Annotated in this window: 7 protein-coding genes, 1 tRNA gene and 3 pseudogenes; 6 read left to right on the top strand and 5 right to left on the bottom strand. The window is 70.6% G+C overall.

Annotation, left to right across the window (positions count from 1 at the left end; translation table 11 throughout):
- Positions 1–74 precede the first annotated feature (74 nt).
- The 5 genes and pseudogenes from topA to QFZ67_RS17105 all read left to right on the top strand — a co-directional run bounded on the left by topA (position 75) and on the right by QFZ67_RS17105 (position 9,809).
- Positions 75–2,883 (top strand): annotated as a pseudogene (topA, locus tag QFZ67_RS17125) (type I DNA topoisomerase).
- Between the two features lie 122 nt (positions 2,884–3,005).
- On the top strand, positions 3,006–6,056 hold the full coding sequence (tmk, locus tag QFZ67_RS17120) for a dTMP kinase (protein WP_307661954.1): 3,051 nt from the start codon (positions 3,006–3,008) through the stop codon (positions 6,054–6,056).
- A gap of 486 nt (positions 6,057–6,542) precedes the next feature.
- Positions 6,543–7,749: pseudogene (locus QFZ67_RS17115) on the top strand (DNA polymerase III subunit delta').
- Positions 7,750–7,970: 221 nt separating this feature from the next.
- A complete protein-coding gene (locus QFZ67_RS17110; RefSeq protein ID WP_307661953.1) occupies positions 7,971–9,521 on the top strand; it encodes an alpha/beta hydrolase in 1,551 nt (516 codons plus the stop codon).
- A 214-nt stretch (positions 9,522–9,735) separates the two neighbouring features.
- A tRNA-Thr gene (locus tag QFZ67_RS17105) sits at positions 9,736–9,809 on the top strand.
- Between the two features lie 179 nt (positions 9,810–9,988).
- On the opposite strand, the pseudogene QFZ67_RS17100 reads toward QFZ67_RS17105, so the two are convergent.
- The 3 genes and pseudogenes from QFZ67_RS17100 to QFZ67_RS17090 form a co-directional block, all read right to left on the bottom strand.
- Positions 9,989–10,873: pseudogene (locus tag QFZ67_RS17100) on the bottom strand (ATP-binding protein); the annotation flags it as partial.
- Between the two features lie 397 nt (positions 10,874–11,270).
- Entirely contained in the window at positions 11,271–11,504 is a 234-nt protein-coding gene (locus tag QFZ67_RS17095; RefSeq protein WP_307661952.1) for a hypothetical protein, read from the bottom strand.
- Between the two features lie 27 nt (positions 11,505–11,531).
- The gene (locus QFZ67_RS17090; RefSeq protein ID WP_307665871.1) at positions 11,532–11,870 is read right to left on the bottom strand and encodes an RRQRL motif-containing zinc-binding protein; all 339 of its coding nucleotides are present in this window, start codon (positions 11,868–11,870) and stop codon (positions 11,532–11,534) included.
- A 142-nt stretch (positions 11,871–12,012) separates the two neighbouring features.
- Between QFZ67_RS17090 and QFZ67_RS17085 the strand changes: the two genes are divergently transcribed.
- On the top strand, positions 12,013–12,366 hold the full coding sequence (locus QFZ67_RS17085) for a VOC family protein (RefSeq protein WP_307661951.1): 354 nt from the start codon (positions 12,013–12,015) through the stop codon (positions 12,364–12,366).
- 838 nt (positions 12,367–13,204) lie between these two features.
- Here the strand turns inward: QFZ67_RS17085 and QFZ67_RS17080 are convergent.
- Complete coding sequence (locus QFZ67_RS17080; RefSeq protein WP_307661950.1) at positions 13,205–13,993, bottom strand: SDR family oxidoreductase; 789 nt, start codon at positions 13,991–13,993, stop codon at positions 13,205–13,207.
- Positions 13,994–13,998: 5 nt separating this feature from the next.
- Complete coding sequence (locus tag QFZ67_RS17075) at positions 13,999–15,012, bottom strand: NADP-dependent oxidoreductase (RefSeq protein ID WP_307661949.1); 1,014 nt, start codon at positions 15,010–15,012, stop codon at positions 13,999–14,001.
- Positions 15,013–15,121: the final 109 nt, after the last annotated feature.

Here is a 15,121-nt window from a genome sequence, read left to right as displayed (position 1 = left end):
GTCACAGCCGTGCCGCACCCAGTGCCGTACTGCCGTGAACGCCCACATAGCGTCGACCGGAGAGAAGAGCGAAGTTGTCCCCGACCAGCGAGACCGCACAGGGCGGCCGCCGACTCGTGATCGTCGAGTCGCCTGCCAAGGCGAAGACGATCAAGGGCTACCTCGGCCCCGGCTATGTCGTCGAGGCGAGTGTCGGGCACATCCGCGACCTCCCGAACGGCGCCGCCGAGGTGCCCGAGAAGTACACCGGCGAGGTGCGGCGCCTCGGTGTCGACGTCGAGAATGACTTCCAGCCGATCTATGTCGTCAATGCCGACAAGAAGGCCCAGGTCAGGAAGCTCAAGGAGCAGCTCGCCGAGTCCGACGAACTCTTCCTCGCCACCGATGAGGACCGCGAGGGCGAGGCCATCGCCTGGCATCTCCTCGAGGTCCTCAAGCCCAAGGTCCCCGTCCACCGGATGGTCTTCCACGAGATCACCAAGGACGCGATCCGCGAGGCCGTCGAAAACCCCCGCGAGCTCAACAAGCGCATGGGTCGACGCCCAGGAGACCCGCCGTATCCTCGACCGTCTCTACGGCTACGAGGTCTCGCCGGTCCTGTGGAAGAAGGTCATGCCGCGGCTCTCCGCCGGCCGTGTGCAGTCCGTCGCCACCCGCCTCGTCGTCGAGCGTGAGCGCGAGCGCATCGCCTTCCGCTCCGCCGAGTACTGGGACCTGACCGGCACGTTTTCCACAGGCCGCGCCGGTGACGCCTCGGACCCCTCCACACTCACGGCCCGCCTGAACACCGTCGACGGACAGCGCGTCGCCCAGGGCCGCGACTTCGGTTCGGACGGGCAGCTCAAGTCCGGCCAGGTCCTGCACCTGGACGAGGCGAACGCCCGCGCGCTGGCCGCCGCGCTCCAGGACGCCTCGTTCGCCGTCCGCGCGGTCGAGTCGAAGCCGTACCGCCGCTCTCCGTACGCACCTTTCCGTACGACGACGCTGCAGCAGGAGGCCTCCCGCAAGCTGGGCTTCGGGGCCAAGGCCACCATGCAGGTCGCGCAGAAGCTGTACGAGAACGGCTTCATCACCTATATGCGTACGGACTCCACCACGCTCTCCGACACCGCGGTCTCGGCGGCCCGGGCGCAGGTCACGCAGCTGTACGGCGCCAACTACCTGCCGGACAAGCCGCGTGTGTACGCCGGGAAGGTCAAGAACGCGCAGGAGGCGCACGAGGCGATTCGTCCTTCGGGTGATCGTTTCCGCACTCCGGCCGAGACGGGTCTGACCGGCGACCAGTTCAGGCTCTACGAGCTGATCTGGAAGCGGACCGTGGCCTCCCAGATGAAGGACGCGGTCGGTAACAGCGTCACCGTCAGGATCGGCGGCCGGGCGAGCGACGGCCGGGACGCCGAGTTCACCGCGTCCGGCAAGACGATCACCTTCCACGGCTTCATGAAGGCTTACGTGGAAGGCGCCGACGACCCGAACGCCGAGCTCGACGACCGCGAGCGCCGTCTGCCGCAGGTCGCCGAGGGCGACGCGCTTGCCGCCGAGGAGATCTCGGTGGACGGCCACGCGACCAAGCCGCCGGCCCGCTACACCGAGGCCTCGCTGGTCAAGGAGCTGGAAGAGCGAGAGATCGGCCGCCCGTCGACATACGCATCGATCATCGGCACCATCCTCGACCGCGGTTATGTCTTCAAGAAGGGGACGGCGCTCGTACCGTCGTTCCTGAGCTTCGCCGTGGTCAATCTGCTGGAGAAGCACTTCGGCCAGCTTGTCGACTACGACTTCACGGCCAGGATGGAGGACGACCTCGACCGCATCGCGCGGGGCGAGGCCCAGGCCGTGCCGTGGCTGAAGCGCTTCTACTTCGGCGAGGGCGACGACGCGGGCGCCGCGTCCGGCGTCGGCAACGGCGCCGGCGACCACCTCGGCGGTCTGAAGGAGCTGGTGACCGACCTCGGCGCGATCGACGCCCGGGAGATCTCCAGCTTCCCGGTCGGCGAGGGCATCGTGCTGCGCGTCGGCCGCTACGGCCCGTACATCGAGCGCGGTGAGAAGGACGCGGAAGGCCACCAGCGCGCCGACGTCCCTGAGGATCTCGCTCCGGACGAGCTCACCGTGGAGTACGCGGAGGAGCTGCTGGCCAAGCCGAGCGGCGACTTCGAGCTGGGCACGGACCCGGTCAGCGGGCACCAGATCATCGCGCGGGACGGCCGGTACGGCCCGTATGTGACAGAGGTGCTGCCCGAGGGCACCCCGAAGACCGGCAAGAACGCGGTCAAGCCGCGGACGGCCTCGCTCTTCAAGTCGATGTCGCTGGACACGGTCACGCTCGAGGACGCGCTGAAGCTGATGTCCCTGCCGCGGGTCGTCGGCGTCGATGCGGACGGCGTGGAGATCACCGCGCAGAACGGCCGGTACGGCCCGTATCTGAAGAAGGGCACGGACTCGCGCTCGCTGGAGAGCGAGGACCAGCTCTTCAACATCACGCTGGACGAGGCCCTCGCGATCTACGCGCAGCCGAAGCAGCGCGGGCGGGCCGCCGCCAAGCCGCCGCTGAAGGAGCTGGGCACGGACCCGGTGAGCGAGCGCCCGGTGGTGGTCAAGGACGGCCGATTCGGTCCGTATGTCACCGACGGCGAGACGAACGCGACGCTGCGCACCGGCGACAGCGTCGAGGACATCACGCCGGAGCGCGGCTACGAGCTGCTCGCCGAGAAGCGCGCCAAGGGGCCCGCCAAGAAGACGGCGAAGAAGGCTCCGGCCAAGAAGGCGCCGACGAAGAAGACCGCCGCCAAGAAGACCGCTGCGAAGAAGACGGTCGCGAAGAAGACCGCTGCGAAGAAGACGGTTGCCGCAAAGAAGACGGCCGCGTCGGCGGACGAGTAAGTACGCATGTCGTCGCGTATTACGGGCCCTTTGTGAGAGGGAGCTTTCTCATCCTCCGTACAAAGCGCCCGTATGTTCGGCCAGGCCTCCGGGGAGCGGGGCACTCCGGATAGGCTGGGCGGATGACGCGAGCCGAGCAGCCAGCCGAGCAGCAGGCGGTCGTGAGCACCGTCTCAGAGACTGCCTCAGACTCCGACGCAACCGACGCACTTGCCGCGGACTCACGTGAGCGAGCCGTGCGCGCCCTGCTGCGCTTCCCTCCGCTGAGGCGGTTGTGGAGTGCCCAGGTCGCGGGCGGTGTCGGGGACGCCGTCGCCGTTCTTGTGCTTCTGCTGCTGACGCTTCAGGCGGCGGTCGCCGCGGGCTCGTTCGGGTCCGGCTACCGCGGGGCGGCCTTCGCCGTCGCTGCCGTGCTCGGCGCGAGGGTCCTCGCAACGCTGTTGTTCGGGGCCGTACTCCTCGGCCCGCTGACGAGCCTCACCTCGCCCAAGGGGCCGCTCGACCGGCGCTGGACCATGATCGGCGCGGACGGGCTGCGTCTCGCGCTCCTCGTGATCGCGCCGCTGTGGGTCGACTGGACCCCCGACAACGCGCCCGCGATCCTGCTGATCACCGTCTTCGTGACGGGAGTCGCCGAGCGTTTCTGGACGGTCGCCCGCGACGGCGCGGCGCCCGCGCTGCTGCCCGCCCCGCCGCTGGAGGGCGCTGCGGTGCGCCCGCTGCCGGACCACATCGACGCGCTGCGCCGGCTCTGGCTGCGTACGGGCTTCGCCGTGATCCCCGCCGGGGCCGCGGTACTGCTGGTGGCCACGCTGATCGGCAATCTGCTCGGCTCGGGCATCGAGTGGTTCTCGCTGCACCAGGCGGCCCTCGGTTCGTATGTCGCGGCCGGTCTCTTCGCCGCGTCCGTGTCGACGCTGTACTTTGTCGAGCTGCCCGGCTCGCTGACGCCGCGGCCGCGCTCGCCGCTCGAAGGACTGCGCCGCCCGTCCACCGGCAACGGCCTGGACAAGGGGCGTACGGGCGCCATTCCGCTGTTCGTACTCGCCTGCGCCGCGGTCGCGGGCGCGATCGCTTCCGCCGTCGCCGTCTCCGTACTGCACGCCTTTGACCTGGGCGGCGGGCCCGCCGCCTTCGCGCTGCTCGTGCTCGCGCTGACCGGCGGTACGGGGCTGGGCATCCGCGGGGCCGCGTCCGTACTGCCCACGCTCTCCCGGCGCCGGCTGCTCTCCCTCGCGGTCGCGGTCACCGGAGTCGCGCTGCTTGCCATGGGCCTGGTGCCGGACACCGCGAGCGTGCTGTTCATCGCGCTGCTCGCAGGCCTCGCGGCCGGTGTCGCCGCGAGCACCGGGCATGCGCTCGTCGACCAGGAGGCGGAGGACTTCCGGCGCGCCCGGATCACCGAACACCTCCAGGCGGTCGTCCGGGTCGCCATTGGCCTCGGCGCGCTGGCGGCCCCGCTGCTGTCCGCCGCGATCGGGCCGCACCGGCTGGCGAGCGGCGACTTCGTCTTCGCGCACGGCGGCGCGGCGTTCACGCTGATGCTGGCCGGCGCGCTGCTGCTGCCCGTGGCGGCGATCGTGCTCGCGAAGACCGACGACCGGTCGGGCGTGCCGCTACGCCGCGATCTGGGCGACGCGCTGCGCCGCGGGTCCGACCCCGCGCAGGCGCCGGCCGCCACCGGATTCTTCATCGCCATAGAGGGCGGCGACGGGGCCGGGAAGTCCACGCAGGTCGAGGCGCTCGCGGAGTGGATCCGGGCCAAGGGCCACGAGGTCGTGGTCACGCGCGAGCCGGGTGCCACGCCGATCGGGAAGCGGCTGCGGTCGATCCTGCTCGACGTGTCTTCGGAGGGGCTGTCGAACCGCGCGGAGGCACTGCTGTACGCCGCCGACCGCGCCGAGCACGTCAGTTCGGTCGTACGGCCCGCGCTCGAGCGCGGCGCGATCGTCATCTCCGACCGCTACATCGACTCCTCGGTCGCCTACCAGGGCGCGGGCCGCGACCTGTCGCCGACGGAGATCGCCCGTATTTCCCGGTGGGCCACGGACGGACTCGTACCGCATCTGACGGTGCTGCTGGACGTCTCGCCGGAGACCGCGCGGGAACGGTTCACGGAGGCACCGGACCGGCTGGAGTCGGAGCCGGCGGAGTTCCACCATCGGGTGCGTGCCGGGTTCCTGACGCTGGCCGCGGCCGATCCGGGCCGGTACCTGGTGGTGGACGCGGGCCAGGAGCCGCAGTCGGTCGCCACCGTCGTACGGCACCGGCTCGACCAGATGCTGCCGCTCTCCGACGCCGAGGTGAGGGCGCAGGCGGAGGCGCGCAAGGCGGCCGAGGAGGAGGCCCGGCGCAGGGCCGAGGAAGAGGCCGCGCGCAAGGCGGAGGAAGAGCGGATCGAGCGCGAGCGGCAGGAACAGCTCGCGAAGCTCCGCGCCGAGGAGGAGGAGCGCAAGCGCCACGAGCTGGAGGAGGCGCGGCAGCGCGAGGCCGAGCGGCAGGCGGAGGAGGCCCGGCAGCGGGCGGAAGAAGCGCGCCGCCGGGCGGAAGAGGAACGCCGCCGGCGCGAGGCGGAGGAGAAGGCACTCCGGGCGGAAGAGGAACGGCGTCGCAGGCAGGCCGAGGAGGAGGCCCGGCTGCGGGCGGAGACGGAGGAACGTCGTCTCGAGAAGCAGCGGAAGGCGGAAGAGGCGCTGCTGAGGGCGGAGGAGGCGCGACGGTTGGCGGAGGCGGCTGCTGCGGCTTCAGCTTCAGCTTCGGCGAATGACCTCACGGTGCCGACGCCGGTGGTCAGGCCGGACGAGGTGACGCAGGAGGTCCCGTCGCCGGTGACGCCACCGTCGCCTGCGGCGGATGAGACGGCTGTGCTCCCGAAGTTCCCGGCGGACGCGGAGGAGACGGCGGTGCTTCCGCCGGTACGGGAGGACGCACGGGACGCTGACGCCTCCGGCAAGATCCCGCCGGGCATCTTCCGCGACGAGGCGCCGAGCGCGGACGCGGACGCGAACGACCGCACCCGCGAACTCCCCCAGGTCGACCCGGACTCGGGCCGCCGTCGCCGCCGCTCGGACTGGGCGGAGGAGACGCCACTGGACGACCTCCCGACCCTGGCGGACGAACTGCTGGGCCCGCACGACGAGGACGACAACGGCGGCGGCCGGGGCAGGCGCTGACGGCCCGCTGACCGCCCGGCGCGGGCGGCCGGGGACGCCGGTCGCGGTCGCGGGTCGCGAAGACAGTGCTGTCGGGGGCCGGGACGTCGTTTCGCGCCGCGACGCGAACACTCGGCGGGTGGTGCGCGCCGCTCGCGTCGCGAGCTGTCGCTCCTGGGGCGCGGGTGCCACTTGCGCCGCGAAGCGAACGCTCCGGGGTTTGTGGGTGCCGCTCGCGCTGCGAGGCGAGCGCTCTCGGCTGCGCGGGCGTGGCCTCCGGCCGCGAAGCGAACGCTCCGGTTTGTGCGTGCCGCTTGCGTCGCGAGCTGTCGCTCTTGGGGGTGTGGGGGCGTCAGCCCCCACGAACCTCCCTCCCCCCGGGGGGCCTGGGGGCCTGCCCCCAGTTTCGGGAAGGGGCGGGGTGGGAGAAAACTCCCCGCCCCGGCCGCGCTGTCAGACCCCTCCCCCACAATGGGAGACCCCAGCACGAAAGGCGGGTGACCGCACATGGCCGTATGGGACGACGTCGTCGGCCAAGAGCGCGTCCAGGCGCAGCTTTCCGCGGCCGCGCGGGACGCCGACCTCCGCGTCACCGTCGAAGCCCGCGGTGAGCAGCCCCCCGACGCGTCGAAGATGACCCACGCCTGGCTGTTCACCGGCCCCCCCGGCTCCGGGGGGTCCACCGCCGCGCGGGCGTTCGCCGCCGCGTTGCAGTGCGTCAGCCCCGACCGGGCCCTCGGCGGGGAGCCCGGCTGCGGGTTCTGCGACGGCTGTCACACCGCCCTCGTCGGTACGCACGCCGACGTCGACGTGATCCGTACGGACCAGCTGTCCATCGGCGTCAAGGAAACCCGCGAGCTCGTCCGCCGCGCCCAGCTTTCCCCGGCCGGCCGCCGCTGGCAGGTGATCATCCTGGAGGACGCCGAGCGCCTCACCGAGGGCGCGGGCAATGTTCTGCTGAAGGCCGTCGAGGAGCCCGCTCCCCGCACCGTGTGGCTGCTTTGCGCGCCGTCCCTGGAGGACGTGCTGCCCACGATCCGTTCCCGCTGCCGGCACCTCACTCTCCGTACGCCGCCCGTTGCCGCCGTCGCCGACGTACTGATCAGGCGCGACGGCATCGAGCCCGACGTCGCCGCGGCCGCCGCCCGCGCCACCCAGGGGCACATCGGCCGGGCCCGCCGCCTGGCCACCGACGAGCGGGCCCGCGCCCGCCGGGCCACCGTTCTCAAGCTGCCGCTGCGCGTCGAGGACATCGGCGGCTGCCTCAAGGCCGCGCAGGAGCTGATCGACGCCGCGGCCGAGGACGCCAAGCAGGTCGCCGAGGAGGTCGACGTCAAGGAGACCGAGGACCTCAAGGCGGCTCTCGGCGCGGGGGCCGGCGGACGGATGCCGCGGGGGACAGCCGGGGCGATGAAGGAGCTGGAGGACAGGCAGAAGCGGCGCAAGACGCGTTCGCAGCGGGACAGCCTGGACCTGGCGCTCACCGATCTGACCGGCTTTCTACCGCGATGTGCTCGCGCTCCAGATGGGCTCCGAGGTCGCGCTCGCCAATGACGACGTACGGGACGCACTCGACCGGATCGCCCGCGCATCAACCCCCGCGGGCACCCTGCGCCGGATAGAGGCGGTGGTCGCCTGCCGCCAGGCGCTGGACACCAATGTGGCGCCGCTGCTGGCAGTCGAGGCGATGGCGGTGGCACTGCGCGCCGGGTGACCGGCGAGGCGGGTGCCCGTCCCGGGGCGGGGGCGACCGGCGTGGCCGAACGGCGGGCCGGCCGACAGGCGGCCGACTTGCCGCGCGGGCTGACCGGCCGCGAGGCTGACCCGGCGCGCCGGCTGACCCGCGCGTGCCGCGGGCGCCGCTGACCCGTTTGACCGGCTCACCCGTACGTGCGCCGAAAGGCATCACCGCTCAGCGCGCACTACGCTCCGGGGATGGACACCAGGCGCCTGTTCCGCACCTTCACCCTTGCGCTGGCCACGGCCGGTCTGCTGATCTCCGGCTGTACGGACGGGAGTTCGTCGCCGAGCGCCTCTGCGACCGCCTCCGCCGCGGGCGACAGCGGATCCGCCCCCGACGCCGCGCTCAAGCCGTACTACGCGCAGCAGCTGAAGTGGCGGCCCTGCGGCGTTCCGGGATTCGATTGCGCCACCATGAAGGCCCCGCTGGACTACGCCAAGCCCGACGGCGAGTCGATCAAACTGGCCGTCGCCCGCAAGAAGGCCACCGGCCCCGGCAAGCGCCTCGGCTCGCTGCTCGTCAACCCCGGCGGCCCGGGCGGCTCGGCCGTCGGCTACCTCCAAGGGTACGCGGGCGTCGGCTACCCCGCCCCCGTCCGCGCCCGGTACGACATGGTCGCCGTCGACCCGCGCGGCGTCGCCCGCAGTGAGCCCGTCGAATGCCTCAGCGGCAAGGAGATGGACGCGTACACGCAGGTCGACCTGACTCCCGACAACGCCGCCGAGACGACCCGGCTCACCACGTCGCTCAAGGATTTTGCGGCGGGCTGCAAGAAGCGTTCCGGCGAGGTCCTGCCCCATGTCTCCACGGTTGAGGCGGCCCGTGACATGGACATCCTGCGTGCCGTGCTGGGCGACAAGAAGCTGAATTACGTCGGGGCTTCGTACGGCACCTTCCTCGGTGCGACGTACGCCGAACTCTTCCCCGACCGCGTCGGCCGCCTCGTCCTCGACGGCGCGATGGACCCGTCGCTGCCCTCCCGCCAGATGAACCGCGACCAGACCGCCGGCTTCGAGACCGCGTTCCAGTCCTTCGCCGTGGACTGCATCAAGCAGGAGGACTGCCCGCTCGGCACCACGTCCGCCGCCGACGCCTCCAAACGCCTGAAGGCCTTCTTCTCGGCGCTCGACGCCCAGCCCATCCCGACCGGCGAGAGCCGCAAGCTCGGCGAGTCGCTGGCCACCACCGGAGTGATCGCCGCGATGTACGACGAGTCCGCCTGGCCCCAGCTTCGCGCGGCCCTCGCGAGCGCCATGGTCGGCGACGGCGCGCCTCTCCTCGCGCTGGCCGACAGCTACTACGAGCGCGAGGGCGACGGCTCGTACGCGAACCTGATGTACGCAAACGCCGCCGTGAACTGCCTCGATCTGCCGCCCGCCTTTACCGCCCCGGCGGCCGTGCAGTCCGCGCTCCCCGAGTTCGAGAAGGCGTCCCCGGTCTTCGGCAGGGGCTTCGCCTGGGCCTCGCTGAACTGTGGGTACTGGACCACCCCCGCCACCGGCGCGCCGCACCGGATCGAAGCGAAGGGCGCGGCCCCGATCGTGGTCGTCGGCACCACCCGGGACCCGGCCACCCCCTACAAGTGGGCGCGAGGACTGGCCGAGCAGCTCTCCTCCGGGACCCTGCTGACGTACGAAGGCGACGGCCACACGGCGTACGGGCGCGGCAGCGACTGCATCGACACGGCGATCAACACCTACCTGCTGGAAGGCACGGTTCCGCCGGAGAACAAGCGCTGCCGCTGAGCGCGAGCCCGTTGGCCCGCAAGCCGCTGGTGGGCGCCAGGCCCGCCCGTGCCCGGCGTCCTTGAACTCGGGCAACAGCCACGCCTATGGCGCGCAAGTAGACGGGGGTGCGGGGTGCCCCGGACCTGGTTCGGGGCACCCGAAACAACCCTGTAGACTTGGCGCCGCTGCTGATGCGAACGTGTCCTCGCGAGGACGGGTATATCCGCAGCTTGCCGCCTTAGCTCAGTTGGCCAGAGCAACGCACTCGTAATGCGTAGGTCTCGGGTTCGAATCCCGAAGGCGGCTCTGTAGAAGCCTCAGGACTCACTCGCCGTGACCTGGGGCTTTTGCTTTTGACGGATGCGGCGGTGATGTCGATCACGGGCCGTCTTGCTGCCTGCGGTCTCAGTCTTGGTCTCAATACCAGGTTCGGCCTGGGGCATCGAAGAGCTTCCAGCACTTCAGGCGCCGACGAGAGCAGGGGGCGTCTCGTCGGTGACGAGCGGGGACGGGCCGATCGGCTCGTCCAGTGCGCCGGAGTCGGCGACCCACAGGCGGACCGTGCGGGCCGCCTCGGGGATCGTGATGAACACCTCGTGCTCATGCATCGACAGGTTCTCAGCGAGCTTGCGCCGACGCTTCTGCACGTCATCCGTCGACACCCCGGACGGCAGGGTCACGTCGACTTCCACGCCGAATCCGGCAATCCGGATCGCTCCCAGCATCGACGCGCCCGCGTCGCCCATGTCCTTGATGGCAGTGCGAAGCGGCGCGATACCGAGGTTGCGCAGGGCAAGCACGACGATCGAGGGGGTGATGGGCTCTCCGTCGGTGTCGCGGTCGCGGACCGGAAGGTGCCCACTGGGGTGCGGCCTGCTGGTGCTTGCCCACCGCCCACAGCCCGACCAGGGCAGCCCACGGGCCGATCGTAACCAGCGGACCCCACACGACCGAGGCGATGAAGACGGCCAGGTGATGAGCTGGACCACGGCCATGACCGGGGTGGCGACGTCGGCGAAGTCCTTGTTCGCCACCGCCACCGCCACCGCCATGGCGATGCCGAGCAGGAGCAGGACACCGGTGCCCATTCCAGCACCGGCAGCAACGCCGTTGGCCGCATCCAGCGGTGCGGTGAGCAGGTCCATACGGCGCTGGTGGCGCGCCTGGCGGAAGCGCTGCCCGCGCTCCTCCCCCTCCGCGGCCACCTCGTAGTTGCCGGCCGCTTCAGCGGCCCGGAGCATGCGCTCGTACCGGGAGGCGGTGCGGCCCTCCCAGGTGCGGCGGGCCACGATCCGCGTCCCGCCCAGGACGTACCCGTCGCGCAGGTCAGTCACGATCCGCTCGCACACGCCCTTGCGGCTGAACTGCATCGCGTGGACCAGCTCGTGCACGAGCGTCACGGCGAACTGGGCAGGGTCTGCGTGGTGGTCGACGTTGACCAGGACCAACACCCCGCCGCCTGCGAGCGGGACGGCACGGGCGCCGGCATCGCGGGCATACCGGTTTGCCTCCCGCAGCGCGCGGGCCTGCATCCGCTTGTCGACCCCACCGGCCAACTCGACTTCAGCGGCCACCGCGAGTTCCGCCAGGCCCGCGGGGCGGTGAGGGTGATCTGAACGTCCGGCATGCGGCCGGACACCGACCGGTCCACGAGCGTGACGGCCTGCTCAGCCAGGCGCTTGGCCGTGCGCAAGGTCCCGCCGTAGCCGAACAGCTTGTGTGTGCTGACGGTGAGCTTAACCATCTCTCTCCGTTCATCGCCGCAGGTCAGGTGGTCGGGCGCGGCAGCGCCCGGCACGTCTCGGAGTGCGCCTGAGCCCAGGACTTGACGTTGTGGCTCATGCCGGTGGGATTCGTGTAGGACGCCTCACAGCCCCCGCAGACGGCCGCATAGCGGTCCGGCAGGGCAGTGGTCGGCTGCGGGGCAATGTCGACGGTGGCCCCGCCGATCGTCAGGAACCGGAACAGCACGTTCGCGGGCCAAGCGGTCTTGCCAATCACAGCAATCTCCTTGAACAGATGGGGTGTTCAGGCAGCGCACTGTTCGGGCGGATACGCGCAGGTCACGCACATGCCGAGCGAGCGCGGGATGCAGTACCCGGCGTCCAGCCGACACTTGGGGCAGGTGCGGCGGGCGAGCATCGCCAGAGCGAGCGCGCCCCACTTCCGCGACGTCATCGGCCGAACCGGCTTTGCGCAGTCGACGCGGTAGAGGTGGGCAACCAGGACCCCGGACTTGCGGCCTCGGCAGCGGCGCACGACCTGCGCGGCGACCGGCTGCCCGCCGGGCCGTAACCCAAGGCCACGGAGCTGACGCCGGGTGGCGTAGCCGTCCGGCGCGTACCGCCATGGGTAGGTCGAAACCAGCGGGTTCGCGGGATCTGAACGCTGGTGTGTGCCGAACCTGCGGGTGGGGGTGGCTCCGCGAGGGGAAAGGCGCTCGGGTTCAGCCCGATGAGGGGGCCTGAGTGCCTATTATTCGAAGCCCTGGCAGGTCTAAGCTCGGCTGATGACCTTGGAATGGGAACAGGTAATTGTTCACTCGGTAGATCCGGTGGCCTTGGGGCAGTGGTGGGCTACGGCTCTTGGTTGGGTTGTGGTGCACTCCTCTGATGATGAGTTCGAGATCCGCCCGGAGCCGGATCGCCTGCCGGGGTTGGACTTCGTCCGGCTTGATGAGAGCAAGAAGGTTAAGAGCCGACTGCATCTCGACTTCAGGCCTGATGACCAGGACGCCGAGGTGGCTCGTCTGGTGGCTCATGGCGCACAGCGTGTTGATATTGGCCAGGGTGATCAATCGTGGGTTGTATTGGCAGACCCCGAAGGTAACGAGTTCTGTGTCCTTGGCCAGCGGCGTCAGTAAGGCTCACGCCTGGGTGGGGTCGATGGTGAAGCATTCGGGGTGGGCGGCGCGGACGTAGTGGATCGCGGTGTGCGAGGTGATGCCGAACAAGCGCATCAGCCGGACCGGGTCAGCGGTCTCTCGTGCCTCGTCGAGGAATCGGTCCTGTCGAAGCGTGTGAAGTTGATTCCGATCCGATCGCGAAGCGCTTGAAAGTTGGAGATGCCGACGGTGGGCTGATCGACGTGCATGGCTGTGATGGGGCTGACGATCAGATGCGGGTTGGTGATCAGTGGCCAGCGGCGGTGGCGCTCGACCAACCAGTTCTTGACCAGCTGCAGGGCGAACTCGTCCAGGCAGACCTCGTGGTCGAGCCGATGCGGTCTGCGGATCCGCAGACGTCCTGTCAGAGATCAGGACGAGGGCGAGCTTGTCCTTGGTGCCTGGGACTTGCTCCAGGAGCCCCCTGAGCCGGTCCGACGGGATGGCCCGGGGGACCCTGACGGGAGCTGTGTGAGTTGCACGTTCCGGGCTGGGTCGCGGAAAACTCGGCGCTCGCGTCGTAAGGCCCTGAAGAATGACCTCAGCCCGGTGAAATACGAGTAGTTGACGGCAGCCGACTTCACCTCGTTCTCGGTGACTTCGTTGAGCGAGGTGAGGTGGTCCCAGGTATCCAGGACAGCCACGACGTGGAGTACTCCACCGTCCTCACGACCCCCCCCGTGTCGGAAGCATCCCCTGAAGGATGCCCCCGGCCCCCGAGGCCCAAAGCGGACTTGAGCAACCCCAGAGGTGCCGCACAGGATGCCCGCCGGCCGCGAGGGACGGACCGCGGCGACCGCGGCGCTGAAGGATCAGCTCAGCCCTTGGCGGCCTCGTCGATGCGTCGGCGGAGGCGCCGCATCCCGCGGAGCCACCGTTCGGTGTCGGTCGCCCGGAAGCCGTAGTGGTCCCGTACTTCAGGGTGGGGAAGGATTAGGAACCGCCCGTCCGCGAGCCCCTCCATGACCTCGTCGGCCACTTGCTCGGGTTCGAGGACCGCTCCGGCGAGCACTGTCTTGGCGGCCGCGTCGGTTCGCTCGTACATCTCGGTGCGAACGCCCAGCGGGCACAGGACCTGGACCGTCAGGCCCTTGTCGCCGTGGGTGGCCGAGAGCCACTCGGCGAAGGCCAGCGCGCCGTGCTTGGACACCGAGTAGGACGCCGATTCGAGGTGGGTGAGCAGGCCTGCTGCGGAGACCGTGGCCAGGAAGTGGCCGCGTCCCCGTTCCAGCCACGGCCCGACCAGGTGACGGGCCGCCCGCACGTGACCCATGACGTTCACCTGCCAGACCTGGTCCCACACCTCCTCAGGGGTGTGCTCCCCACCGCCGGGCTCGATGCCGGCGTTCGCGCAGAACAGGTCGATCTCGCCGAGATGCGCGCGCGCCGCCGCCACCAGGGCGGCCACGCTCTCCTCCGCGCCGGCGTCGCCCGGCACGGCGAGCCCGCCGACCTCGGCGGCCACCCGGGCGGCCGCTGCGGCGTCCAGATCGTTGACCACGAGCCGGGCACCCTCGGCGGCGAACCGGCGGGCCAGCGCCGCACCGATGCCCGACCCGGCCCCCGTGACGACCACACCCGCGTCCTTGAGGTCCATGGCTGCCATCTGCCTCACTCGTCCGCGACCTTGAGCACCAGCTTGCCGAGGTTCTCACCGCGGAACAGCCGCAGCAGGGTCTCGGGGAATGCCGCGACCCCGCCGGAAACCACGTCCTCCATCGACCGCAGCCGGCCCGCCGCCAGCCACTCGGCCAGCTTCGTGGTGGCCTCGGCGTACCGGTCGGCGTAGTCGAAGACCACCATGCCGGTCATGGACGCGCGGTTGACGAGCAGCGACATGTAGTTGCTCGGCCCCTTGACCGGCTCGGTGTTGTTGTACTGGGAGACCGCGCCGCAGATGACGATCCGGGCGCCGCGCGCCAGCCTGGTCAGCACCGCGTCCAGGATGTCGCCGCCGACGTTGTCGAAGTAGACGTCCACACCGTCGGGGGCGTGCCGGCGCAGCGCCTTCCGCACGTCCTCGGTCTGGTAGTCGATCGCGGCGTCGAACCCGAACTCGTCCACCACCGAACGGCACTTTCGCTCACCTCCGGCGATGCCGATGACCCGGCAGCCCAGGATCTTGGCGATCTGGCCGACCACGCTGCCGACCGCACCTGCCGCTCCGGAGACCACGATGGTCTGGCCGGGCTTGGGACGTCCGATGTCGAGCAGGCCGAAGTAGGCCGTGATGCCTGTCATGCCGAGAGTGCCGAGATACACCGGCAGTGGCGCCAGCGCCGGGTCGACCGTGGTGACGCCGCGCCCGTCCGACACGCAGTACTCCTGGACGCCGAACGTGCCCGACACGTGGTCCCCTACCGCGAAGTCGGGGTGCCGGGAGGCGACGACCCGGCCTACCGCTCCGGCGCGCATCACCTCGCCGATTTCGACGGGCCGGATGTACGACTTGCCCGCGTTCATCCAGCCACGCATCGCCGGGTCGATCGACAGGTAGAGCACCTGTACCAGCAGCTCGCCGTCTCCCGGCTCGGCGACCGGCTCCTCGACGTACTCCCAGTCGGTGGACCGGGGCTGCCCCACGGGGCGTGCGGCCAGGCGCAATTGATGGTTGGTGCGGCTCATCTCTGCAGCTCCTAGGCTTGCATACCGACTGGTAGGTACGGGCCTCGTGAGGCTAGATCCTGCCGCACCAGGACGCAAGTGGTCCCACCAGCGGCCGCGAGTGGTGCGC

Source organism: Streptomyces sp. V1I1 (assembly GCF_030817355.1).
In the GTDB taxonomy this organism is placed as follows: domain Bacteria; phylum Actinomycetota; class Actinomycetes; order Streptomycetales; family Streptomycetaceae; genus Streptomyces.
This window is presented reverse-complemented; position numbering and strand designations above follow the sequence as displayed.

Coding starts and splice junctions, on each gene's coding strand:
- tmk (WP_307661954.1), top strand. CDS start 3,006: ATGACGCGAGCCGAGCAGCCAGCCGAGCAGCAGGCGGTCGTGAGCACC.
- QFZ67_RS17110 (WP_307661953.1), top strand. CDS start 7,971: ATGGACACCAGGCGCCTGTTCCGCACCTTCACCCTTGCGCTGGCCACG.
- QFZ67_RS17085 (WP_307661951.1), top strand. CDS start 12,013: ATGACCTTGGAATGGGAACAGGTAATTGTTCACTCGGTAGATCCGGTG.
- QFZ67_RS17080 (WP_307661950.1), bottom strand. CDS start 13,993: ATGGCAGCCATGGACCTCAAGGACGCGGGTGTGGTCGTCACGGGGGCC.
- QFZ67_RS17075 (WP_307661949.1), bottom strand. CDS start 15,012: ATGAGCCGCACCAACCATCAATTGCGCCTGGCCGCACGCCCCGTGGGG.